The sequence below is a fragment of the Mesorhizobium sp. M5C.F.Cr.IN.023.01.1.1 genome (assembly GCF_003997585.1).
In the GTDB taxonomy this organism is placed as follows: Bacteria; Pseudomonadota; Alphaproteobacteria; order Rhizobiales; family Rhizobiaceae; genus Mesorhizobium; species Mesorhizobium wenxiniae.
Map to the genome: position 1 here is coordinate 1 of NZ_RZSU01000070.1, position 23167 is coordinate 23167.

The 23167-nt window shown below is 63.0% G+C and carries 21 protein-coding genes and 2 pseudogenes; 14 read left to right on the forward strand and 9 right to left on the reverse strand.

The features are described 5' to 3' along the window. Together hrpB and EOA78_RS37965 are read right to left on the reverse strand one after the other, a co-directional pair. Positions 1–1659: ATP-dependent helicase HrpB (gene hrpB, locus EOA78_RS24095; RefSeq protein ID WP_127317301.1), on the reverse strand; the 1659-nt coding region annotated here is incomplete at its 3' end. A 91-nt stretch (positions 1660–1750) separates the two neighbouring features. Then, a pseudogene (locus tag EOA78_RS37965) lies at positions 1751–1986 on the reverse strand (hypothetical protein); the annotation flags it as partial. A 106-nt stretch (positions 1987–2092) separates the two neighbouring features. Between EOA78_RS37965 and EOA78_RS24105 the strand changes: the two are divergent. The 13 genes from EOA78_RS24105 (at position 2093) to dhaK (ending at position 13279) form a co-directional block, all read left to right on the forward strand. After that, positions 2093–2782: a PIG-L deacetylase family protein gene (locus tag EOA78_RS24105; protein ID WP_127317302.1), complete on the forward strand. Its 690-nt coding sequence runs from the start codon at positions 2093–2095 to the stop codon at positions 2780–2782. A 234-nt stretch (positions 2783–3016) separates the two neighbouring features. After that, positions 3017–4363: an ABC transporter substrate-binding protein gene (locus EOA78_RS24110; protein WP_127317303.1), complete on the forward strand. Its 1347-nt coding sequence runs from the start codon at positions 3017–3019 to the stop codon at positions 4361–4363. A 123-nt stretch (positions 4364–4486) separates the two neighbouring features. Beyond that, entirely contained in the window at positions 4487–5434 is a 948-nt protein-coding gene (locus EOA78_RS24115; protein ID WP_127317326.1) for a sugar ABC transporter permease, read from the forward strand. Next, complete coding sequence (locus tag EOA78_RS24120; protein ID WP_127317304.1) at positions 5431–6381, forward strand: carbohydrate ABC transporter permease; 951 nt, start codon at positions 5431–5433, stop codon at positions 6379–6381. The genes EOA78_RS24115 and EOA78_RS24120 overlap by 4 nt, the downstream gene beginning before the upstream one ends. A 199-nt stretch (positions 6382–6580) precedes the next feature. Continuing rightward, complete coding sequence (locus EOA78_RS24125) at positions 6581–6784, forward strand: hypothetical protein (RefSeq protein ID WP_127317305.1); 204 nt, start codon at positions 6581–6583, stop codon at positions 6782–6784. 3 nt (positions 6785–6787) lie between these two features. Beyond that, a complete protein-coding gene (locus EOA78_RS24130; RefSeq protein ID WP_127317306.1) occupies positions 6788–7900 on the forward strand; it encodes an ABC transporter ATP-binding protein in 1113 nt (370 codons plus the stop codon). After that, positions 7893–8912, forward strand: a complete 1020-nt coding sequence (locus EOA78_RS24135) for an ABC transporter ATP-binding protein (protein ID WP_127317307.1) — start codon at positions 7893–7895, stop codon at positions 8910–8912. The genes EOA78_RS24130 and EOA78_RS24135 overlap by 8 nt, the downstream gene beginning before the upstream one ends. A gap of 29 nt (positions 8913–8941) precedes the next feature. Then, positions 8942–9544 (forward strand): dihydroxyacetone kinase subunit DhaL, encoded by a 603-nt coding sequence (gene dhaL, locus EOA78_RS24140; RefSeq protein ID WP_127317327.1) that lies wholly within the window; start codon positions 8942–8944, stop codon positions 9542–9544. Beyond that, on the forward strand, positions 9541–9930 hold the full coding sequence (gene dhaM, locus EOA78_RS24145; protein ID WP_027151568.1) for a dihydroxyacetone kinase phosphoryl donor subunit DhaM: 390 nt from the start codon (positions 9541–9543) through the stop codon (positions 9928–9930). The genes dhaL and dhaM overlap by 4 nt, the downstream gene beginning before the upstream one ends. Before the next feature lie 21 nt (positions 9931–9951). After that, the gene (locus tag EOA78_RS24150; protein WP_127317308.1) at positions 9952–10254 is read left to right on the forward strand and encodes an HPr family phosphocarrier protein; all 303 of its coding nucleotides are present in this window, start codon (positions 9952–9954) and stop codon (positions 10252–10254) included. Next, positions 10238–11824 (forward strand): phosphoenolpyruvate--protein phosphotransferase, encoded by a 1587-nt coding sequence (gene ptsP, locus EOA78_RS24155; protein ID WP_127317309.1) that lies wholly within the window; start codon positions 10238–10240, stop codon positions 11822–11824. The genes EOA78_RS24150 and ptsP overlap by 17 nt, the downstream gene beginning before the upstream one ends. A gap of 8 nt (positions 11825–11832) precedes the next feature. Then, positions 11833–12258 (forward strand): hypothetical protein, encoded by a 426-nt coding sequence (locus EOA78_RS24160; protein WP_127317310.1) that lies wholly within the window; start codon positions 11833–11835, stop codon positions 12256–12258. Between the two features lie 34 nt (positions 12259–12292). Continuing rightward, positions 12293–13279: a dihydroxyacetone kinase subunit DhaK gene (gene dhaK, locus EOA78_RS24165; protein WP_127317311.1), complete on the forward strand. Its 987-nt coding sequence runs from the start codon at positions 12293–12295 to the stop codon at positions 13277–13279. A gap of 235 nt (positions 13280–13514) precedes the next feature. Here the strand turns inward: dhaK and EOA78_RS24170 are convergent. Together EOA78_RS24170 and EOA78_RS37225 are read right to left on the reverse strand one after the other, a co-directional pair. Further along, positions 13515–14132: pseudogene (locus EOA78_RS24170) on the reverse strand (DUF2259 domain-containing protein); the annotation flags it as partial. Positions 14133–14165: 33 nt separating this feature from the next. Continuing rightward, entirely contained in the window at positions 14166–14309 is a 144-nt protein-coding gene (locus tag EOA78_RS37225; protein ID WP_245477708.1) for a hypothetical protein, read from the reverse strand. 119 nt (positions 14310–14428) lie between these two features. Between EOA78_RS37225 and EOA78_RS24175 the strand changes: the two genes are divergently transcribed. Further along, positions 14429–16336, forward strand: a complete 1908-nt coding sequence (locus EOA78_RS24175) for a propionyl-CoA synthetase (protein ID WP_127317312.1) — start codon at positions 14429–14431, stop codon at positions 16334–16336. 299 nt (positions 16337–16635) lie between these two features. Here EOA78_RS24175 and EOA78_RS24185 read toward each other — a convergent pair whose 3' ends face one another. From EOA78_RS24185 to EOA78_RS24205, 5 genes are all read right to left on the reverse strand, one after another. Then, entirely contained in the window at positions 16636–19017 is a 2382-nt protein-coding gene (locus EOA78_RS24185) for a polysaccharide biosynthesis tyrosine autokinase (RefSeq protein ID WP_127317313.1), read from the reverse strand. Between the two features lie 270 nt (positions 19018–19287). Continuing rightward, a complete protein-coding gene (locus EOA78_RS24190) occupies positions 19288–20184 on the reverse strand; it encodes a UTP--glucose-1-phosphate uridylyltransferase (protein ID WP_127317314.1) in 897 nt (298 codons plus the stop codon). A 57-nt stretch (positions 20185–20241) separates the two neighbouring features. Next, positions 20242–21210 carry a glycosyltransferase family 2 protein gene (locus EOA78_RS24195; protein ID WP_127317315.1) on the reverse strand — a complete coding sequence of 323 codons (969 nt, stop codon included), beginning with the start codon at positions 21208–21210 and terminating at the stop codon, positions 20242–20244. Further along, complete coding sequence (locus EOA78_RS24200) at positions 21200–22150, reverse strand: glycosyltransferase family 2 protein (protein ID WP_127317316.1); 951 nt, start codon at positions 22148–22150, stop codon at positions 21200–21202. The genes EOA78_RS24195 and EOA78_RS24200 overlap by 11 nt, the downstream gene beginning before the upstream one ends. Continuing rightward, positions 22150–23145, reverse strand: a complete 996-nt coding sequence (locus tag EOA78_RS24205; RefSeq protein ID WP_127317328.1) for a glycosyltransferase family 2 protein — start codon at positions 23143–23145, stop codon at positions 22150–22152. Before EOA78_RS24205 ends, EOA78_RS24200 begins: the two co-directional genes overlap by 1 nt. Positions 23146–23167 lie beyond the last annotated feature (22 nt).

The following is a 23167-nucleotide window of genomic DNA, read 5'->3' on the forward strand; positions in this document are numbered from 1 at the left end:
GATGAGGAGCGCGCCGGCGCTGCTACCCTCCCCCCTCGAGGGGGAGGTGCCGCCAAAGGCGGCGGAGGGGGTCACCTCAGTAGGCACCGTTTTGCGGTCGCGCCCTTCGCTACCGACCCCACCCCGTCTTTCTCGCTTCGCTGCGCTCAGCTCGGTCGCCGACCCTCCCCTCGAGGGGGAGGGTGAGGCCTGTTTCGCCAACCGCTCGGCGAGCTGCCGCGCGGCGGTGGCGCGCGGCGATCTTTCGGATCGGAACCGCATCAGCCGCCGTTCGAGGTCGGCGCCATCGCCGCCAAGGCCACGCTCGGTGAGCAGCACGGCAAGCATGGCCGCTTCGAACGCCTGGCCGGTCTTTGCCGCGTCGGCGACCATGTGGGCCAGCCGCACCGGCAACGCCAGCCTGCGCATCGCAGCACCCGATTCCGTCAGGCGCCCTGCCTCGTCGATGGCGTCGAGCGCACGAAGCAGCGACCTTGCCTCGTTGAGTGCTGGGGCCGGCGGCGGATCGAGGAACGAAAGGCTCACCGGGTCGACGACACCGAAGGCGGCGCAATCGAGCATCAACCCCGACAGATCGGCTTCGAGGATTTCCGGCGGGGTGAAGGCGGGAAGCGCCGCCGTCTGCTCGGCCCGCCACAGCCGGATGGCGACGCCCGGCTGCGTGCGCCCGGCGCGGCCGGCGCGCTGGTCGGCCGAGGCTTTGCTGACCCGCACCGTCTCCAGCCGCGTCAGGCCGCTGGCCGGTTCGTAGCGCGGCAGGCGCGACAGGCCGGAATCGATGACGACGCGCACGCCGTCGATGGTGATCGAGGTCTCGGCGATCGAGGTCGCCAGCACCACCTTGCGGCGGCCGGACGGCGCCGGCTTGATCGCGGCGTCCTGCGCCTTGTTGTCGAGCATGCCGTAGAGCGGCACGATATCGGTGTCGGCACTGACGCGGCCTTGCAGCCGCTCGGCCGTGCGCTCGATCTCACGCTGGCCGGGCAGGAACGCGAGGACGCTGCCGCTCTCATCGGCAAGGGCCGCGCGGATCGCCTTGGCCATGGCGTCCTCGATGGCGATGCCGGCCGGCCGCTCGTCGTAGCGGATATCGACGGGAAAGGCGCGGCCCTCGCTCTCAATCACCGGCGCGCCGGAAAGCAGTCGAGCGACACGTGCTCCGTCGAGCGTCGCCGACATCACGAGCAATCGCAGCTCGGGCCTCAGCGCACCTTGCACGTCGAGCGCCAGCGCCAGCCCGAAATCGCCGTCGAGCGAACGCTCATGGAACTCGTCGAAGAATACCGCCGAGACACCGGGCAACTCCGGATCGTCGAGGATCATCCGCGACAGCACGCCCTCTGTGACGACGAGAATCCTGGTCCTCGCAGAAGTGCGGTTTTCCATGCGCATGGCGTAGCCAACCGTTTCGCCGGGCTCCTCGCCGAGCAGTTCGGCCATGCGGCGGGCAGCAGCGCGGGCAGCGAGCCGGCGCGGCTCCAGCAGAATGATATTTCCGGTGCCGAGCCACGGCGCGTCGAGCAGCGCCAGCGGCACCAGCGTCGTCTTGCCGGCGCCGGGCGGCGCCACCAGCACGGCGCTGTTGCCATGGCCGAGCGCTTCGCTGAGCGCCGGCAGTACGGCGGAGACCGGAAGCTCCGGCAAGGGTTTTCTGGTCATTGTTCCAAGGATGCGTCCATCCAATTGCGGCGGATCCGCAGCGCCCGCATATCAGCGGTGGCGGTCGCCGCGCAACCGGGGGCGGGCCAACTCAAAGCCGGGTCCGCGAGAGCGAGTTCCAGCACACCGTGCCGAGCCTCACCTCCTCGCGCACCATCGTCAAAAGGCCGAAGCCGCCAATGACGGCGAGGCCGACAAGCGACAGAAGATCTGGCGACAGAAGATCTGGCGACGGAAAATCTGGCGACAGAAGATCTGGATATTCCTGGAGAACGCGCCCAGGATCACTGGCTCGAGGATCTGCGAATAATGCGTCGGCGCGATCCGCCCAAACTTTTGACAACGGCATCGTTGCATGAACAGCTTGCACAGGGGAGCTGGGCGAGCAGAATTCCGTTCGTCCACATTTTTCCAGGTCCAGGGAGAATGCAGAGTGAAGATACTGGCGCTCGGTGCGCATCCGGACGATATCGAGATCTTCATGTTCGGTACGATGGCGGCCTATGCCGCACAAGGCGCAGAATTGGTTTTTGCGATAGCCACGGATGGAGCCAAGGGCGGGAAGGGCGATCCGGAATTACTCGCCCGCGCCCGCCGCGAGGAAGCGACTGTGGCGGCGGACCTGCTTGGCGCAACACCGCACTTCCTCGACTTTCCGGATGGTGCGCTGGTTGCCGATGCCGCGCTGATCGCGGCGCTGAAGGCGCTGATTGGCGACGTGAAGCCAAATCTGGCGATCACCCATGCGCCGAACGACTATCATGGCGATCACCGTGCGCTGTCGGACGGCCTGCGCATCGCGGCATCCTTCACTGTCCCGGTGCTGCATGCCGATACGCTCGGTGGCACCGGCTTTTCGCCGACGCATTATGTCGATATCTCCGGGCATTTCGAGCTCAAGGCGATGGCGATCCGGGCGCACCAGTCGCAGGATCCCGAACGTTTCGTCGATGCGGCGCGCACGCAGAACGCATTTCGCGCCGGCCAGTGCAATGGCGCGGCCGGTTCCTTCGCCGAGGCCTTCCGCTTCGAACCGATCTTCCCCTTCGCCGATATCCGCGCCCTGCTGCCGCCGGCCCCAGTGATCCGGCCGGTGACGGTGAGCACCAAAACGGTCAAATGAGCCGGCGCCCGCGCGCCGGACGATCTGACACGCGCCTTTCCTGAACCAAGCGACCCATGGGCCATGCTGCAGCGCAGCGACGAATTCGCTTGCCTTGTTTAGTAAAAATTGCATCACTAAACAAATTACTAAACATCCGATGCTCAACTGCGTCGCCATGTTTGGACCCCTGAGGAGGGGGGTTGAGGTTTTTGAAACCGTCATCCGGACGCGTTTCGTAAATGGGAGGAAGGCATGAAATCGACCTTGAAACTGACGGCGGGGAAACTGACGTTGGGACTGGCCTCGGCGATGCTTGCGTCGACAGCCGCTTCGAACGTCGCGCAGGCGGAAGATCTGACGCTTTGCTGGGCAGCTTGGGACCCGGCCAACGCACTTGTCGAATTGTCCAAGGATTTTACCAAGGAAACCGGCATCGGCATGAAATTCGAATTCGTGCCGTGGACCAACTATGCCGATCGCTTCCTCAACGAGTTGAATTCCAAGGGCAAGCTGTGCGACCTGATCATCGGCGACAGCCAGTGGATCGGCGGCTCAGCCGAGAACGGCCACTACGTCAAGCTGAACGACTTCTTCGACAAGGAGAAGATCAGCATGGACGACTTCGTGCCGGCGACCGTCGTCGGCTATTCGGAATGGCCGAAGAACTCGCCGAACTACTGGGCGCTGCCGGCCATGGGCGATGTCGTCGGCTGGACCTACCGCAAGGACTGGTTCTCCAAGCCGGAACTGCAGAAGGAATTCAAGGAAAAGTACGGCTGGGATCTCGCCGCGCCGACGACCTTCGACCAGTTGAAGCAGATCGCCGAGTTCTTCCAGAAGCGCGAGATCGACGGCAAGACGGTCTATGGCGTGTCGATCTATACCGAGCGCGGCTCCGAAGGCATCACCATGGGCGCCATGGACGTGCTCTACAGCTTCGGCTTCAACTATGAGAATCCCGACAAGCCCTACGAGATGGACGGCTTCGTCAACTCCGAGAAATCGGTGAAGGGGCTGGAACTCTACAAGGCGCTCTATGATTGCTGCACGCCTCCCGGGGCCTCGAACAGCTACATGGGCGAAGGCGTCGATGCCTTCAAATCCGGCCAGGTGGCGATGCATATGAACTTCGCCTTTACCTGGCCAGGCCTGCAGAAGGACGAAAATGTCGGCGGCGATAAGATCGGCTATTTCGCCAATCCCAAGGGTCCTGACGGCAATCAATTCGCCCAGCTTGGCGGCCAGGGCATCTCGGTGGTCTCCTACTCGGACAAGCAGGAGGCCGCGCTCAAATACATCAAGTGGTTCGCCAACAAGGACGTGCAGGCCAAATGGTGGTCGCTCGGCGGCTTTTCCTGCCTCAACGCAGTCGTCAAGGATCCAGGCTTCCCGGCCAGCCAGCCTTACGCGCAGACCTTCCTCGACTCCATGGCCATCGTGAAGGATTTTTGGGCGGAGCCCAGCTATGCGCCGCTGCTGCAGGCGTCGCAGAAGCGCTTCCATGACTATGTCGTCGCCGGCCAGGGTTCGGCCAAGGATGCGCTCGACGGCCTGGTCAAGGATTGGACCGAGGTCTTCCAGGACGATGGCAAGATGTAGTTGGGGCAGATGTAATCGGCTCCTCCCGAGCCATGCCGCGTGTCCCGTGCCGCCCTTGGCACGGGACACAGTTCAGATAAATTCCATTGTCGAGACGACCAAGTGACCGAAGCGGGACTGACCATGCTCAACCGGACTGCGGACAGCGTTGCCCGGGCTACGCCTGAGCCGTTGGCCCGCAAGGTCCGGGGCATCAGCGACAAGGGCCTCGCCTGGCTGTTCATCTCGCCGACGATCCTGTTGCTGCTCGTCATCAACATCTTCCCGCTGTTCTGGGCGATCTATCTTTCCTTCACCAATTACCGGGCCAATCGCCCCAACGAAGTGGTCAGGAACGTCGGCCTTGCCAATTACAAACGCATCCTCGGTGACCAGGACATCTGGATCGCCATGCAGACGACGGCGCATTTCGTGTTCTGGACCATCTTGCTGCAGACGCTGATCGGCTTCACGCTGGCCTGGCTGATCGACCGGAAATTTCGTGGCCACGCCTTCTGGACGACCATCATTCTGGTGCCGATGATGCTGTCGCCGGCAGTGGTCGGCAATTTCTGGCGCTTCCTCTACGAGCCGCAGATCGGTCTGTTCGCCTATGCCATCTCATTCGTCACCGGCATTCCGGCAACGCAGATCGGCATGCTCTCCAACGTGTCGCTGGCGCCGTGGTCGATCGTCATCGTCGATACCTGGATGTGGACGCCTTACGTGATGCTGATCTGTCTCGCCGGGCTGCGCTCGATCCCCGAATACATCTATGAGGCGGCCGAGGTCGACCGCGCCTCCAACTGGCGGCAGTTCTGGTCGATCACGCTGCCGATGGCGCTGCCCTTTATCATGCTGGCGGTGCTGTTCCGCGGCATCGAGAACTTCAAGATGTTCGACATGGTCAACCTGCTCACCGGCGGCGGACCGGGCTCGACCACCGAAGTCGCCTCGATCACGCTGAAGCGGCAGGCCTTCGAAAGCTGGCGGACGGGTTATTCCTCAGCCTTCGCCATCATCCTGTTCGTCGCGGTGTTCGGGCTGGCCAATATCTACGTCAAGGCGCTCAACAAGGTGAAGCAGAGATGAGCCTGACGTCAGCCCATTCGGTCGTCGCACCCTCGGCCACGTCGAAGCGCGTCGCCGGCACGATCATCGTGCTTTACGCGCTGATCTCGATCGTGCCGCTGCTGTGGATCTTCGCCACCAGCTTCAAGACGCCGCCGGATTCGATCGCCTATCCGCCGAAGATCCTGTTCCAGCCGAGCCTCGAGGGCTACTGCAATCTGTTCTCGACCCGCACCCGGCAGACACCGGAATACATCAACTCGCTGGGACCGGCTACGGGCGTCTGCGACGAGACAGTGCGCAAGCGCAACATGGTGATCGCCGGGCCGTCCAACTTCATGCCGCGCTTCATAAACTCGGTGATCATCGCCTTCGGCTCGACCTTCTGCGCGGTGTTCCTCGGCACATTGTCGGCCTATGGCTTCTCGCGCTTCAAGGTGCCGTTGGCCGATGATCTGCTGTTCTTCATCCTGTCAACGCGGATGATGCCGCCGATCGCGGTCGCTATTCCCATCTACCTGATGTACCGCGAGCTTGGCCTGTCGGACACCGCACTTGGCATGATCCTGCTCTACACGGCGGTCAACGTGTCGCTGGCCGTGTGGCTGCTGAAGGGCTTCATCGACGAGATCCCGCGCGAATACGAAGAAGCGGCGATGATCGACGGCTATACGCGGCTGCAGGCCTTCTGGCGCACCGTGCTGCCGCAGGCGACCACCGGCATTGCCGCGACAGCCATCTTCTGCCTGATCTTCGCCTGGAACGAGTATGCGTTCGCCGCACTGCTGACCTCGGGCACGGCGCAGACCGCACCGCCCTTCATCCCGACCATCATCGGCGAAGGCGGCCAGGACTGGCCGGCCGTCGCCGCGGGCACGACGATCTTCCTGGTGCCGATCCTGGTGTTCACCATCCTGCTCCGCAAGCAATTGCTGCGTGGCATCACCTTCGGCGCGGTGCGCAAATGAGCAACACGGCGAATCAGCAGCAGATATGGAAGCGGCGCCGCGGCAGCGCCCCTTCTCCCCGCTTACGGGGAGAAGATGCCGGCAGGCAGATGAGGGGCAGCGCAAGCTTTCCAGATTTTGGCGCCACCCCTCATCCGGCCCTTCGGGCCACCTTCTCCCCGTATAGTGACGGGGAGAAGGGGTCGCGGAGCTTGTCATCATGAGCCGTCGTACCCATACCAAACGCTCGCCCTGGCCGCGCGCCCTCAGGCGCGGACTGATGGAGAATATCGCTACCGCGATCATCGCCATTGGCTTCCTGATGCTGTTCCAGCCCTTCGCGCTGCCGCTCTACACCTATTCTTTCATCACCATGCTTGCCGGCACGGCGATGTTCATCATCGTCTCGAAGTTTCCGGAGTAGACGATGGCGGAGATCAGGGTCGAGCATCTGAGAAAGGCATTCGGCGATTTCGTCGCCGTGCAGGATTCCAACTTCGTCGTCGGGGATGGCGAGTTCTTCGTCATGCTGGGGCCGTCGGGTTGCGGCAAGACGACGACCTTGCGCATGATTGCCGGGCTCGAACTGCCGACCGGCGGCAAGATCCTGCTCGGTGGCGAGGACGTCACCATGCGGCGTGCCCGCGAGCGCGACATCGCCTTCGTCTTCCAGCTGTTCGCGCTCTATCCGCATATGAATGTGCGCAGGAACATCGGCTTCCCGCTGCTGGCGCAAGGCATGCCAGGTATCGAAATCCGCCAGCGCGTCGAGGAGACGGCGAAGCTGTTGCGCATCGACCATCTGCTCAACAAATCAGTCTCGGGCCTTGCCGGCGGCGACCGCCAGCGCGTGGCGCTCGGCCGCGCCATCGTGCGGCGGCCAAAATGCTTCCTGATGGACGAGCCGCTCGGCACGCTCGACACTGAATTCCGCGATCTCATGGTCCACGAGCTGCGCGAACTGCACAACCGCATCCACGCCACCACGGTCTACGTCACGCATGACCAGATGGAAGCGATGTCGATGGCTGACAAGATCGCGGTGATGAACCACGGCGTCATCGAACAATTCGGCACGCCACGCGAAATCTACGATCGGCCGGCGACCATGTTCGTCGCCGATTTCATCGGCTCGCCGCCGATGAATTTTCTCGGCTTTGACGGCGGGCTTTCAAAGGGCGCCAGGGAGGTCGTGGTGCAAGGCGCCAAGGTGGCAGTGCCGGAGGTGCGCGAGGATATCGCGTCGACCGACATGGCGCTCGGCATCCGGCCGGAACACATCCGCTTCGACGATGGCTCGAAGCTGCGCGGCGCCATCTATGGCACCGAATATCTCGGCACCACGCAGATCGTTGCGGTGGAGACATCAGGCGGCATCATCAAGGCGCGGGTGCCGGCCGAAATCCGGCTCAATGCGGGCGACCATGTCGGCCTGGCGCTGAGCAGCGCACGGCTGTCGCTGTTCGAGAAGGGATCCGGCCGCGCGGTGCGAACCGCAATCCATGACGGGGCCTCCCAGGGAAAAGCGCATCATGACTGACGTGCACATCAAAGGCGTGACAAAAGCCTTCGGCGAGCATGTCGCCGTGGACACTCTCGATCTGCACGTCGCCGATGGCGAATTCGTCGTGCTGCTCGGCCCGACCGGGGCCGGCAAGACGACGACGCTCCGGCTTATCGCAGGATTGGAACGGCCGGATACGGGCTCAATCCATATCGGCGGCCGTGATGCGACAATGTTGTCGCCTGCCGAGCGCGACACCGCCTTCGTCTTCCAGCAATATTCGCTCTATCCGCATCTGTCGGTCTACGACAACCTGGCCTTTCCGCTGCGCTCGCCGGCGCGGCGGCTGAGCGAGGACGCGGTGCACCGCCGCGTCGAGGATGTGGCCAGGATGGTGCGTATCCACCACAAGCTCTCCAACCGCTCCACCAAACTTTCCGGCGGCGAGATGCAGCGCGTCGCCATCGGACGCGCCCTAGTGCGCAAGCCCTCGATCTACCTGATGGACGAGCCGCTGTCGTCGCTCGATGCCAAGCTGCGCGCCGACCTCCGGCTTGAGCTGAAGCGCATTCAGGCCGAGGTCGGCGCTACCATGCTTTATGTCACGCACGACCAGATCGAAGCGATGACGATGGCCAATCGGATCGGGATTCTCGCCGATGGCGTTCTGGTGCAGATCGGCACGCCGCGGACGATCTATTCCGAGCCGGCAAACCTTCATGTCGCCGCAAGGCTCGGCCAGCCGGCGATCAATCTGTTGCCGACCGGCCTGCTGCCCGATGGCGACATGCCGGCGGGAACCAAGACGATCGGTGCGCGTACAGAACATCTGTCGATCGGCAAGGCATCGAACGGCCCCGCCGACGGCGTTGTTGACTGGGTCGAGCATCTGGGCGACCAGAATCACCTGCATGTGACGGTGGGAAGCAAAAAGCTGGTGACGCTGACCGACCCCGACACGCAATTGGAAAAAGGCGACAGGGTGGCTATTCGTTACCGGGCGCCGCTGTTCTTCGACCAGGCCGGCAACAGGATTGCAAACCGATGAGCCCTGGGACGCTGGACAAGACTGGGACGATGGACAAGGTTGACCTGAAGACGCTGATACCAGCCACCGCCGACACGATTGCAGCTCACGCGGACGAGCTGACCGCGCTCGACCAGGCGATCGGCGACGGCGACCATGGGCTCAATATGAAGCGCGGCTTCGAGGCGGTGCGGGCTGAGGCCGAGGCGTTCGCGGCAAAGCCATTGCCGGAGGCGCTGAAGGCGATCGGCACCAAGCTGGTGATGACGGTCGGCGGGGCATCGGGACCACTGTTCGGGACGCTGTTCATGGCGCTCGGCAAGGAGATTTCCGCTGAGCCGGATCGCGCCAATCTGTCGGCGGCTTTCGGCAAGGCGATCGAGGCGGTGGCAGCCAGGGGCAAGTCGCAGGTCGGGCAAAAGACCATGCTCGACGTGCTGAAGCCGGTGCATGACGCCCTGCTGCAGGGAAAAACCGGGGCGGAAATCGCCGATGCCGCCGACAGTGCAGCCGATGCCACCGTGCCGATGAAAGCCTTGCGCGGACGCGCCTCGTTTCTCGGCGACCGCTCGATCGGCCATATGGATGCCGGCGGGCGCTCGGTCGCGCTTCTGGTGCGGGCTGTCGTCGAAAGCATCGAGGGGCAAGCATGAGCAATGTCGGCATCGTCATCGTATCGCATTCACCGCTGGTCGCCGAAGGCACGGCCGATATGGTGCGCCAGATGGTCGGCGACGAAGTGCCGCTTGCATGGTGCGGCGGAAACGGCCATGGCGGGCTGGGAACCAATGTCGAGGCGATCATGGGCGCCATCGACAAGGCCTGGTCGGAGGCGGGTGTCGCCATACTTGTCGATCTTGGCGGCGCAGAGACCAACAGCGAGATGGCGGTCGAGATGATCGGCGAGCCGCGCGCGCACAAGATCATCGTCTGCAATGCGCCGATCGTCGAAGGCGCGGTGATGGCGGCGACGGAGGCGTCCGGCGGCGCCTCGCTCAGGGAAGTGGTGGCGACGGCACACGAATTGTCGCCGTCGTGAATGAACAGGAATTTTGACTCAATGTCCGCATCCGCCGAAGCCACAGTCCTGATCACCCACGAGGTCGGTCTGCATGCGCGCCCTTCGGTGAAGTTCACCAAGCTCGCCAAGACATTTTCAGCCGACGTCGAAGTGGCGCTCGCCGCCAACGGGCCTTGGTTCGACGCCAAGAGCATCGTCAAGGTGATGGCGGCCAAGGCGCCGAAAGGCACGCTGCTGCATATCAGAGCCAAGGGCGACGGCGCCGGCGAAGCGGTCGGCGCGCTGGTCGAGCTGGTGCGGCGCGACTTCGACGAGGGCGTGGACCATGCCCGAACCGCTTAGGCTGAAAGGGATTCCGGCTTCGGCCGGCTATGCCGAAGGGCCGCTGTTCAACCTCGATCCGGTTGTCGCGCGCTATAACCGTAAAGCGACCGCCGCTGACGAGAGGCTCGCGCTCGGAACGGCAATCAAGGCAGCGACCGGCCGACTTGCCACGCTCGTCGAAGCGACCGAGGGCGATGCAGCCGAAATTCTCGAATTCCAGCTCGCCATGCTGGAGGACGATGCACTGACCGGCCCGGCCTTTGCCGCGATTGCCGTCGGCCAGCCGGCCGATACGGCATGGCGGCAGGCGCTCGACGCCGAAATTGTGGGCTACGAGACGTCCGATCAGGACTATTTCCGGGCGCGCGCCGCCGACATGCGCGACATACGCGACCAGGTGCTGCGTGCACTGACCGAAGAGAGCGAGGCTGCGGCGCCGGCAGGAGCCATCTTCTATGGCGAGGACATCGCGCCGACGCGCTTTCTCGAAACCGACTGGAGTTCCGGCGGCGGCATTGCGCTGAAAGCGGGCAGTGCCGCCAGCCATGTCGCCATGCTGGCGCGCTCGCGCGGCGTGCCGATGATCGTGGGGCTCGGTGCTTCGCCGGCTCATCTTGCCGGCGTCGCCCTGCTTGATGCCGAGCATGGCGGCGTCATATTGGCGCCATCAAGGGCGGAGGTCGACGCGTTCCGGCGAAAATCGTCCTCTTTCGCGGCACGTCGCGACCGGGCAAGAACTTTTTTGACCCGGCCGGCAGTAACGAAAGCCGGCACGGCGGTGCGAGTGCATGTCAACATCGCCGATCCGTCCGATGTCGACAGCATCGATGTCTCGACCTGCGACGGCGTCGGGCTAATGCGGACCGAATTCCTGTTCGGCAAGACGCTGCCGGATGAGGAAACGCAATATCGAGCCTACCGCAATGTGCTCGAATGGGCTGAAGACAGACCGGTGACAATTCGTACCGTCGACGCCGGCGGCGACAAGCCCGTGCCGGGCTTCACCGTCGAGGAGGGCAATCCGTTTCTCGGCCTGCGCGGCATCAGGCTATCGCTGGCAAGGCCGGAGGTTTTTCGGGTACAGATCCGGGCGCTGCTGCGCGCCGCCATTCATGGCAATCTCAAGGTGATGTTCCCGATGATCGCCGTTGTGGACGAATATCAGCGTGCCGCCGCCCTGTTCGCGGAAGAGAAGGCCGCACTTGCCGCGCGCGGCGTCGCGCAAAAAATGCCGCCGCTCGGCATCATGGTCGAGGTGCCATCGGTGGCGATCGCTCCTGAGGCTTTTGCCGAGGTCGCTTTCTTGTCGATCGGCTCGAACGACCTCACCCAATATGTGATGGCGGCGGCGCGCGACAATGCTTCGGTTGCGCATCTCAATTCGATCAGGCATCCGGCCGTGCTTCGGCTGATCGGCTCGGTTGCGGCGTTCGGCCGCGCGCAAAAGATTCCGGTCAGCTTGTGCGGCGACGCCGGCGGCGATCCGGCGGCGATCTCGGCGCTGATCGAGGCCGGCCTGCGTGACCTTTCCGTCGTTCCCGCCCAACTCGCATTGGCCAAGGCGGCCATTGCGGACGTTTCGATCTAGGCGCGGGCATGGCCGAGAAGACACCCGAACCCGGCTCCGAAGAGGCGATCCGCACCTATAAGATGATCCTGTCGCAGGTCCTCGACCAGCGCCCGTCCGGCATGCGCCAGCGCTTGGCCGATGCGCTCGGCAAGCACCGCAGCTTCGTCACGCAGATTTCCAGCCCGGCCTATTCGATCCCGATCCCGTCGAAACATTTGCCGGCTATTTTCTCCGTCTGCCATTTCAGCCCGGCCGAACGCGACCATTTTCTTGCCGCCTACCATCAGGCGCATCCCGGGAAAATGTCGGTGGCATCAGGCATGCGCAAGACGCGGCATGTCTCGCTGATCGTTCCCGATTTCGGCGACGACAAGCAGAATGCAGCGCTCGACCGGGCGGTCAACGATTTCATCCAGAAGATCACCAGCATCGCCGGCAAGGGCGGGACATAGTCGTGCCACGCCTGGCCATTTCGGGAGGACGGTCATGAAGAAATTTTTGAATTCGGTCGACACGGTGCTGGCCGAAAGCCTCGACGGCTTCGTCGCCGCGCACTCCGACATACTGGTGCTGGGCGACGAGCACAAATTCGTTCGCCGCAAGGCGCTCAAGCCCGGCAAGGTGGCGCTGATTTCCGGCGGCGGCTCTGGCCACGAACCGCTGCATGGCGGGCTGGTCGGCCATGGAATGCTGGACGCCGCCTGCCCCGGTCAGGTGTTCACCTCGCCGACGCCGGACCAGATGCTGGCGGCTGCGGAAGCGGTCAACACCGGCGCCGGCTGCCTGTTTATCGTCAAGAACTACGAGGGCGATGTGATGAATTTCGAGATGGCAGCCGAAATGTCGGAGGGGGTCATGCAAGTGGTGACCAATGACGACGTCGCGGTCGAGAACTCGTCCTACACCACTGGCCGGCGCGGCGTTGCCGGCACACTGGTGGTCGAGAAGATCGTCGGCGCCGCAGCCGAGCAAGGCATGGCACTGGAGCCGTTGAAGGCGCTTGGCGAACGCGTCAATGGCGCAACGCGGTCTATGGGCGTTGCGCTGACCAGCTGCACCGTACCGGCGGCCGGCAAGCCGACCTTCGATATCGGCGACGGCGAGATGGAGTTCGGCGTCGGCATTCATGGCGAGCCCGGCCGCCGCCGCGACACGTTGAAGAGCGCCGATGCCATTGCCGAGGAGATCTGCGCGGCAATCCTGGGCGATCTGCGCGACAGGGCGAAAGGCCCGGCGCTGCTTTTCGTCAACGGCTTCGGCGGCACGCCGGTGATGGAGCTCTATCTGATGTACAACAGCGCCCGGAAAATCTTCGGGAACAACGGCGTGACGGTCACTCGCTCACTGGTCGGGTCCTATGTGACATCGCTCGACATGGCCGGCTGCTCGATCACGCTGACCATGGTCGACGACGAGACGACCGCATTGTGGGACGCACCGGTGCATACGGCTGCGCTGCGCTGGGGGATGTAGAACCGCCAACACCGCGCTGCCGCTTACGACAAAAAGCGGCGGTCAAAAAGCAAAGCCCGCTTCAGTCTGCGAAGTGGGCCTGGCAGAACATGCGTTACAATTGGGATCGAGCGCCGACGGGTTTCAAACGTCACAGAAAGGCGCTGGCCGCTGCCTTGCTGATCGCCGGCGGCGTCGGCCTCATGCTCGCGGCGCTGCCGCTTTAGAACCGTATTTGAGTGCAAGCAGGCGCTTTTCAACGCAGCTGGCCGGTCACGGCGATAAAGCGGCGGTCCAGTCCTTCAAATCCCTGGCTGAAGCGTTGCACGAGCACGGCAAGCACTGCCGGTTTGCCGTCCGGAGTGAATGCATAGGATTCCGACAGGCTGTAGGAGGTCGGGCAATTCCTCGCGGCGGGCACGGTCCTGTCCTCATGTAGCAGTTGGAACGGCTTGCCATCCTGTGCCTGCAGCGTCAGGCGGAAACCAAACGCCTTGCCGGCCGTTGCGCCTTGCTGCTCGTCGAAACTCGACGAGCAATCCATCTTGCTGTCGGCAAGTATCTGGTCGAGCTGGATGATCGAGATGCCGAGCTCGTCATAGGTCGGCGAAAGCCATTTCTGCGAGACCTGCTCGAGGCGCGCAATGTCTTGGTAAGCGACCATGTCGTCCGGAAAGGTGAACCTGTCCAAGGCCGTCCGCTCGCCGCGCGCCGCTATGGCATATTGGGCGAGGATCGGCGCCGCCTGCGCGGCAGCCTGTGCCCTCGCCTGATCGAGAGTGAGCGTCGCATCCTCGGTTTCGTCGACGATGCGGATCGGTTTGCCGCCGACGAACTCATCGGTGCGCGTGTCGATGATGTCGATCTCCGACCAGCCCGAATTCGAAGCACCGGCGTCGAGCGTGCCCTACTGTTCGAAGGCGAAGTAGGTACCGTCCGGCGAAAAGCCGATAATGCGCCGTGCCGCCGCATCGCCGGCCTGAGCGGCGGAAGCGACCATCAACAGCATCGCCGCCAATACGGCAAATCCCACCTTGCATCGCAACTTCATTGCAGCCTTGCCCCAATTATGACCCGAGACCAAGAACGCCAAAAGACGAAATTGCATACGCTTGCAAAAACAGCATACGCTATTTCAAAGACAGCAAACATTCCTGGGGAGGAAGCCGGATGGCGTCACGCTACCACGAGGTCTATGACGGCTGGAAACGCGACCCGGAAAAATTCTGGGCGAATGCGGCCAAAGCCATCGACTGGTTCACACCGTTCGACACGGTCTTCGATCCGAATGCCGGCGTCTATGGGCGCTGGTTTGGCGGCGCCTCCTGCAACACCTGCTTCAACGCCGTCGACCGCCACGTGGCGGGTGGCCGCGCCGATCAGATCGCGCTGATCCATGACAGCGCGATTTCAGGCACGACCAGGAAATTCACCTATGCCGAACTGAAACGCGAGGTGGTCGCGCTGACGTCGGTGCTGAAGAACCGCGGCGTCCAGAAAGGCGATCGGGTCATCATCTATATGCCGATGGTGCCGGAAGCTGCCTTTGCCATGCTTGCCTGCGCCCGCATCGGCGCCGTGCATTCGGTCGTCTTCGGCGGCTTTGCCTCGCACGAGCTCGCCACGCGCATTGACGACGCCAGGCCGAAGCTGATCATTTCCGCCTCTTGCGGCCTGGAGCCCGGGCGCGTCGTCGCCTACAAGCCGCTGCTCGACAAGGCGATCGAGATGTCGCGGCACAAGCCCGAGTCCTGCCTCATCCTCCAGCGCGACCAGCTGCGCTGCGAGCTCAAGGAAAACCACGACATCGACTATGCCGACGCCGTCGCCCGCGAGCGGGCCGCAGGCGCCAATGTCGACTGCGTTCCAGTGCTCGCCACCGATCCGCTCTACATCATCTACACGTCCGGAACGACCGGCCAGCCCAAGGGCATCGTGCGCGACAATGGCGGCCACATGGTTGCACTGAAATGGTCGATGGAGAACGAGTTCGGCGTCAAGCCGGGCGAGGTGTTCTGGGCGGCTTCCGATGTCGGCTGGGTGGTCGGCCATTCCTACATCGTCTACGGCCCGCTTCTGCATGGCTGCACGACCGTCATATTCGAAGGCAAGCCGGTCGGCACGCCCGACGCCGGCACCTACTGGCGGGTGATCGCAGAGCATGGCGTCGTCGCGCTGTTTACCGCGCCGACCGCCTTCCGCGCCATCAAGGGACAGGATCCCAAGGGCGAATTCGTCCCCAAATACGACCTGTCGAAATTCCGCACACTGTTCCTCGCCGGCGAGCGCGCCGATCCGGAGACCATCAAATGGGCGGAGCAGAAACTGAGCGTGCCGGTGATCGACCATTGGTGGCAGACCGAGACCGGCTCGCCGATGACGATCAACCCAGCCGGATTGGGCCTGCTACCGGTGAAATACGGCTCGCCCGGGGTGCCGATGCCTGGCTACGACATCCGCGTGCTCGACGATGCTGGCCACGAAGTGCCGCGCGGCACGTTGGGCAATGTCGTGGTCAAGCTGCCGCTGCCGGCCGGCTGCCTGCCGACGCTGTGGAATGCCGATGACCGGTTTCGCCAAGCCTATCTCGACGAATTCCCCGGCTGTTACAAGACGGCGGATGCCGGCATGATGGACAAGGACGGCTATTTGTTCGTCATGGCCCGAACCGACGACATCATCAATGTCGCCGGCCATCGGCTGTCGACCGGCGCCATGGAGGAGGTGCTGGCTGCGCATCCCGACGTTGCTGAATGCGCCGTCATCGGCATCGCGGATGCGATGAAGGGCCAGGTTCCGCTCGGCTTCGTCGTGCTGAATGCGGGTGTCGCGCGTGACACCGGCTCCATCGAGACCGAGGTGGTCACGCTGGTGCGCGAGCGGATCGGCCCGGTCGCCGCCCTCAAGACGGTGGTGACGATCAAGCGCCTGCCAAAGACGCGCTCCGGCAAGATCCTGCGCGGCACCATGCAGAAGATTGCCGACAAGGAAGAATGGACGATGCCGGCGACCATCGATGACCCGGTCATTCTCGACGAAATCACCGCGGCGCTGAAGGGACGCGGAATCGGCCTGTAAAGACATCGGACCATCGACAGCCCGCCGGTAGCCAATTGGCTATTGTGCAATGCAGCAAATCGCCATGCAGTTTTGTCGGGGCGCCCACCTACGGCATGGCTCAGCAAAAACCACATTTGGCGGCGTCGACATACTTCGATTTCTCGCCGCAGTCCTCGTGATGTTCTACCACTATGGTTACTGGGTGTGGGCCTTTCCCGCCGGCGTTTCGGCACGGGCCACCGGCGGCATCCCGCCGCATCCGCAACTGGAGGCAGGACGCGACGATCTGCTCAACATCCGTTCCTATTATACCGGCCTCAGGTGTTTGCTTTCGTCCGCGCTTCCGATTTTTCCAGATAGTAGGACGAATATCTGTCGAAGAATTTTTCCGAGCCGCCGATCGATCCATACTTCGCCAGCTTCTTCAAATCGACCTTGTTGAGGACCACGCCGACGATTTTGTTGGCGATATAGGGTTCCGAGCTCAGTATGGATTGCACCATCGCACGCGGCGTGCGCCCCCACTCGGTTACGAGCACGAAGCCGTCGGCAAGCGGAGCAAAGGCCTTGGCATCGACCACGGGGCCGAGCGGCGGCAGATCGACGATGATGTACTCGAAGGTCTCCTTGGCATTGTCGATGAAACGCCGCATCCCGGCCGACGATAGAAGCTCGCTGGTGTGCGAGAAGTGACCCCGCCGCACAGCCGGGACAATCGCCAGCTTGGTCTGCCGGTCGATCTTGCCGACGGACTGCCAGGTCTGCCCGCTCACTACCGCCTCCATCAGGCCTTGCTCGGCCTCCATGCCAAGGCTGCGGCTGAGGCCGGGGTTGCGCAGGTCGCCGTCCACCAGCAGGGTTTTCGACCCGTTGGCAGCAAGCAGTCCGGCCAGATTCGCCGCCACGGTCGACTTGCCCTCACCGGGAAGAACCGAGATCACGCCAATGACCCGGCTGCCTTGCCCTTCCATCACGACGTCGAAGGCAATCTTGGCGCTGCGCAGTGTTTCGGAAAACATCGATGCCGGGGCGTCGATGCTCACCCGCATGCGCGCGCGTCTTTCAGCGGCTGACGGTGATTGGGCGGTTTTGACGTCCGCCTGACCGTCATCGCGCTTGTCGTCCTTGGCGACCTTGCTGCCAATGATCGGCAGGTAGCCAAGGAATTTTAGGCCGACGCGATCGCGAACGTCTTCGCCGGTCCTGAAGAACCGCTCCCTGAATTCATTCAGCCCACCAACCCCGGCCCCCATAATCAGGCCAAGCACAAGCGAAAGTCCCAGCACCATGGACGTGCGCGGGGTTGCCGCGGACTGCGGGAGCGTCGCGTCCGAGATGACGCGGATCTTGCCGACCGGGAAGGATTGCTGCTGGGAGGCTTCCTCGTAGCGGCCAAGGAATGTCTGATAGAGCGTCGAGAGCGCCGTTGCCTTTTGCTCCAGTTCGCGCAGCTTGACCTGCGACTGGTTATCGATGGAACTCTTGCCCGCCGCTAACGCGACATTTGCGCGGAGCGCCGTCTCGCGCGCGAGAGCGACTTCGTATTCGTTGCGGTAGCTTTCGGTCAATTGTTTCAGTTCGCCGAAAATCTGCGCCGATATGTCGGCCTTTTCCTTGGCAAGTGCGACCGCCTGGGGATGCTCGGCCCCGAAATTGGCTTCAATATCCTGCTGCCGCTTGGCGACAGTGAGATAGCGGGTCTTGAGCGTTGAAATGACCGAGTTGCCCGGCTGGTCGGCGGATATGGCGGCGGCCCTGAATGCGTTGTCCGAACCGCTTTCGACGATCGATTTGTATTGCTGGTAGCGGGCGCTGGCACGGGCGGTGTCAGCCTGCGCCTCAATGAGCTGGCCATTGAGGTCCGACAGTTGCTTGTCGCTGATCAACTGGCCGTCGTCGACGGCCAGTCCATGTTCGGCCCTGAACTTCTCGACCGCGAGCGCCGCTGCCTGGGAACTTTCGCGAAGCTCCGTCAGCCGGCCTTGCAGCCAGACCGCTGCCCGCTCGGTCGCATCGAAGCTGGCATCGAGCTGATCCGCGAGATAGGCGTCGGCATAGGCTTTGGTGATCGCGGTTGCAAGGGCGGGATCCGTCGCCTGGTAGGCGATGGAGATCACATAGCTTCGACCGATGCGCTCGGCCTGCACTTCGTTTTGCAGTTTGAGGATCGCGTAATCGCGGCGTGACGAGGCAATCATCGCGTCACGCGTCGCCGGATCAAGCTGAGTGACGTCGGTGGTACCCACGGCGGGGCTGGGACGGAAGTACCGGATCACGCCGCGCACAAAGCCGGCCGCCTTCGACACGGCCGACGTCGGAGGATACAAGAAGGCGTCGTTCTGATCGAGCTTCTGCTTGTCGACGACTACCGCCGCCAACCTCGCCGAGTGCAGAATTTCGATCTGGCTCAGAATGGCGGACTCGGTTTGCATGCTGACCGACGCCGCCGAGACCTCGTCAACGACCTTATTCAAACCTTCGTCGATCAGCACGCGGCTCGTCGCCATGTAGGTGGGAGGCGTGGTCTGCAAATAGAGCACGCCCAGAAAAAGACCGATGGCAGCGCATGCCGCGACCACCTTTGCCTGCCTTGCTGCCATGCTGAGCAGGCGCTCGACATCGATGAAATCGTCGGCGCTGACTGCGTCAGAACTCGGCAACGGTTTCCTCTTGTCGAGAGGAAAATTGGCATAATTCATCTTCGGTCCAATTCTCGTTTGCATCTAGAGCGGCGGTCCCTCAAGTCGACCTGTGCCGCCGCTCTATCTCTTGTTTGAGCATCGGATTTCCAAAACCGCTCTCTACTTTTGGGTCCGATGCTCTAGTTTGCAGGCGCTGAAGCAAGATCGGGAGCATCAGCCCATATATGACGCAAGCTTCATGCCAGACAACTCGAAAGCCGGGCGGCTAAGCGCATCGGCATGTCTTGCGTCACCGTCCCATACGCTAATGCTCCCAAAAGACGGGCATTATGCGGCTTCCACCCGGCGCTCATGCGACCGGACGAACTCCTCAAGCATCTCGAAGATTGGCCCCTTCATGTCGTCACGCGCCAGCGCGAAGGCGATATTGGCCTGGATGAACCCTTCCTTCGAGCCGCAGTCGAACATCCGGCCGTTGAAGGGCTGGGCAAAGAAAGCCTGGCTCTGCGCAAGGCGAACCATGGCGTCGGTCAGCTGGATTTCGTTGCCGGCGCCGCGCTGCTGATTGCCGAGCAGCGCGAATATCTCGGGCTGCAGGATGTAGCGGCCGTTGATGTAGTAGTTCGACGGCGCATTGGCTGGAGCTGGCTTTTCGACCATGGCGGTGACCTCAAAGCCCGAGCCGACATCCGCGCCGCAGCCGACAATGCCGTATTTGCTGGTCTCGGTCGGATCGCAGCGCTCGACGGCGATGACGTTTCCGCCGGTCTGTGCATAGAGGTCGGCAATTTCAGCGAGACATCCACGCCCGCCGAAGGACACCATGTCCGGCAACAGCAATGCGAAAGGTTCGTCGCCGATGACTTCCCGGGCGCACCATACCGCATGGCCGAGACCTTGCGGCGACTGCTGCCGGATGAAGCTCGTCGCACCAGCCACGGGAAGCAGGCTTTCGAGCGCCTGAAGCTGCGCCGTCTTGCCGGTCTGCTCCAAAGTCCCGATCAATTCTGGATGCAGGTCGAAATAATCCTCTATGACCGCCTTGTTGCGGCCCGTCACGAAGACAATGTGCTCGATGCCGGCTTCGAACGCCTCGTCCACCGCATATTGCACGACAGGCCTGTCGACGACCGGCAGCATTTCCTTCGGCATCGACTTGGTCGCCGGCAGGAATCGCGTTCCAAGCCCCGCTACCGGTATGACTGCCTTCCTGACTTTCTTCATTGCATATTCCTTCTGAGGAGATCGACTTCAACCTGTCGCAGGCCGCGAAAACTGTTTTCACCTGCCTGCACCTTTCACCTCCCCCGCACCCACGGCAAATTGTGCCGCCACCCTTCGCAGCCGAACGGCGATCGGCATGCTCATATGCCGAACGGCCGCCGGATCGCTGAGCGCCGTCCACACCGCCTTGAGCGGGGACCGCGCCTTGATGTGCTGGACTAGCGAAAGGAACGACGCCGCCTTGCGCAGGCTGCGTGTGCGCCTTGCGAAAGCGGCCTCGGCCTTGGCGTCCATCGAATGGGTTCTGGCGAAGGCGAGATCGGCCTTGCGCATCGCCTCGACGTGATGAAGTTCGAGCACGCGGGAAATGGAGCCGGTCCGGATATGGTAGACGTAGCCGGTCGTCGGCTCGACCACACATTTGCCGCCCTTGGCCAGAGCACTGGCCAGCAGGATGTAATCTTCGCCGATGATCAGGCCTTCGTCATAGCGAAGCCCGTTTTCGTTCAGGAAGCGTCGCTGAAAGATCGGCTTGAGATAGCCGAGATTGAACCTGGATTCGAAGACCACATTGCCGGCGATATAGTCCGCCAGCGAGATTTCACTTAAGCCCTCGAGATAGTCGGCCGGGAACATCGTCTCGTCGGCAACGCCGTCCTCGCGAACGACCTGGAGATTGTCGACCGCGATCTCTGCGCCAGCTTTCTCCGCGCGGTCAATCATGGTGCAGATCCGCCCGGGATAGATCGCGTCATCGGAATCGAGGACCGCGACCCACCGGCCGCGGGCAAGCTCAAGGCCGGCATTCCTGGCGCCGCCGGGACCACGGTTCTGTGCAAGGGCGACGACGCGCACGATATCCTCGGGGTAGGATCGCGCCAGATCGAGCGTCCGGTCGCGCGACTGGTCGTCGACGACGATCACCTCAACGCTGACATCGCGCTGGGCGATGGCGCTGGCGATCGCCCGCTCGATGGTCAGCTCCGCATTGTAGGCGGCAATGACAAAGGTGACGTCAGGCTGCACGCTTGCCCCCTTCCTGCGGCGATGGCAGGCCGTATTGGCGGATTTCACGCACACCGACGAGACCGCTCACGACGCCGACATGCATGATGCCACGAAGCACGCTGCGGTTCCTGCGCACGGGATTGATGGCGACCGGGATTGCTAATGCGAAACAGTAGACCGCCTTTGCCGAGGCGAGGCCGACTTGCCTGACCAGCGCGAGGCCACTCGCGTCGCGCCCCAGGAGGTGCCCATGCGTCTGCCCGACCCGGAACCGGCGGCGGCGGAGCCAGTCGAATGCGGCCCTGGCGCGCGGCACCACTTCATCGACCCAGGCCTGCGGCGAAAAGGCGATGCGACCGCCGGCCTTGACCATATGGTCGAAGAATTCGGTGTCCTCGCCACCGGTCTGGCCACGCGCCAGGCTGAACCGCCGACCGCGGAGGCTGTCGGCGCCCATCCTGAGCAGGACGTTGCAGGTGTAGCCGGTGCGGATCTCGCCGCCCACCCAGACCGGCAGGGTGGAGTGGAAATCGCCGCGGCGCATCCAGGCGGGCGCATCCGGCCGATAGCGCGCCCGCACCGGTCCGAGCACGGCGGCAGCGCCACTCACTTCCGCCGTCGCAACCAGTTCGGCGAGCCATCTGGACGATGCCGTTTCGTCATCGTCGAGGAAGGCGACGAAATCCGCCATGCTGGCGTCGAGGCAGGCGTTGCGGGCGATCGAGATGTTGCGCGCCGGGCAATGACGATAGCTGATCGGCAGCTTCAACGTCTCCGCCAGCGTCGCCACCAGCAGCTCGGCAGTCGGCCCGTCATCATTGTCGGCGACGATGACGCGGATGTCGAATCCCGAAGGCACCTCCAGGGCGGCAATGGAGCGAAGCGTGTCGGCAAGCTCCGGCCGCCGAAACGTGCAGACGCAGATGTCGATGCTGCGGTTTTTTTCGGCCATACCCATCACGCTACCCTCCTTCGCTGTGATCGCGGTCCAAGCAGTTGCAGCCAGAAACCGACGGACCAGCCGAAATGCATGACCATCGCCGAAATCCCGGCAAGCGCACTGTCCGGATTGCGCTGGCTGATGGCAGTCCACACGCCATAGCCGAGACAAACCGACGCCCACACCAGAAGCGGCACGACCGCCAACCAATGCACGAAGAAAAAGGCAGAGAAAAGGACAACGGGGAACACCAGAAGCGGCACCATCTGCCGGACCTTCGGTATCATGCGGTGCTTGAGAACGTTCTTTGCGCGGCCGCGGCCATAGCCGAGATACTGGAAATACAGGCCGGCGAGCGACGCGCGCGGGTAATAGATCATTTGCGTCTTGCCGCTCATCCAGATTCGGTAACCGGCCTGACGGAGCCGATAGTCGAGCTCCGCATCCTCGTTGTGGCTGAACGTCTCGTCATAGCCGCCCACCGCCTTGAAGGCCGATATCCGCATCAGCGCATGGTGGCCGTGATCGACCCACTCGCCCACTGAGAGATGCCGGTGCTTCGAGCCGCCCGTGCCGAGCTTGGAATTCTGTGCAGCCGCCACCGCTTTCTGCACCGTGCCGCTGCCGCTGGTCAGCATGGAGACGACGACCGAATCGGCGCCGGTGGCCAGTGCCTCCTCGACCAGCCGATCGCAATAGTCGGGGGGATAGCCGCCATGCGCGTCGATGCGAATGAGATATTCAGCCCCCTCGCCGTAACTGGCAACGGCGAGATTGATCGCCGCGCTCTGGAGGCGCTTTTCATTGTGAAGAAGGATGATCCGCGGATCTTTCCCGGCAATCTCCTCGACGATTGCCCTAGTGCCGTCCGTGCTGCCGCCATCGGCAACGACGATCCGGGCACCGAGCCTCTCGGCCGACGGTCGAAGCTCATGAACAAGCGCACCGATGTGAGCCGCTTCGTTCAGGCACGGAATCACGATCAGGCTGGGCGCAAGCTTTTCGGTTGGCATCATCGGCCCACGTCCATCGATA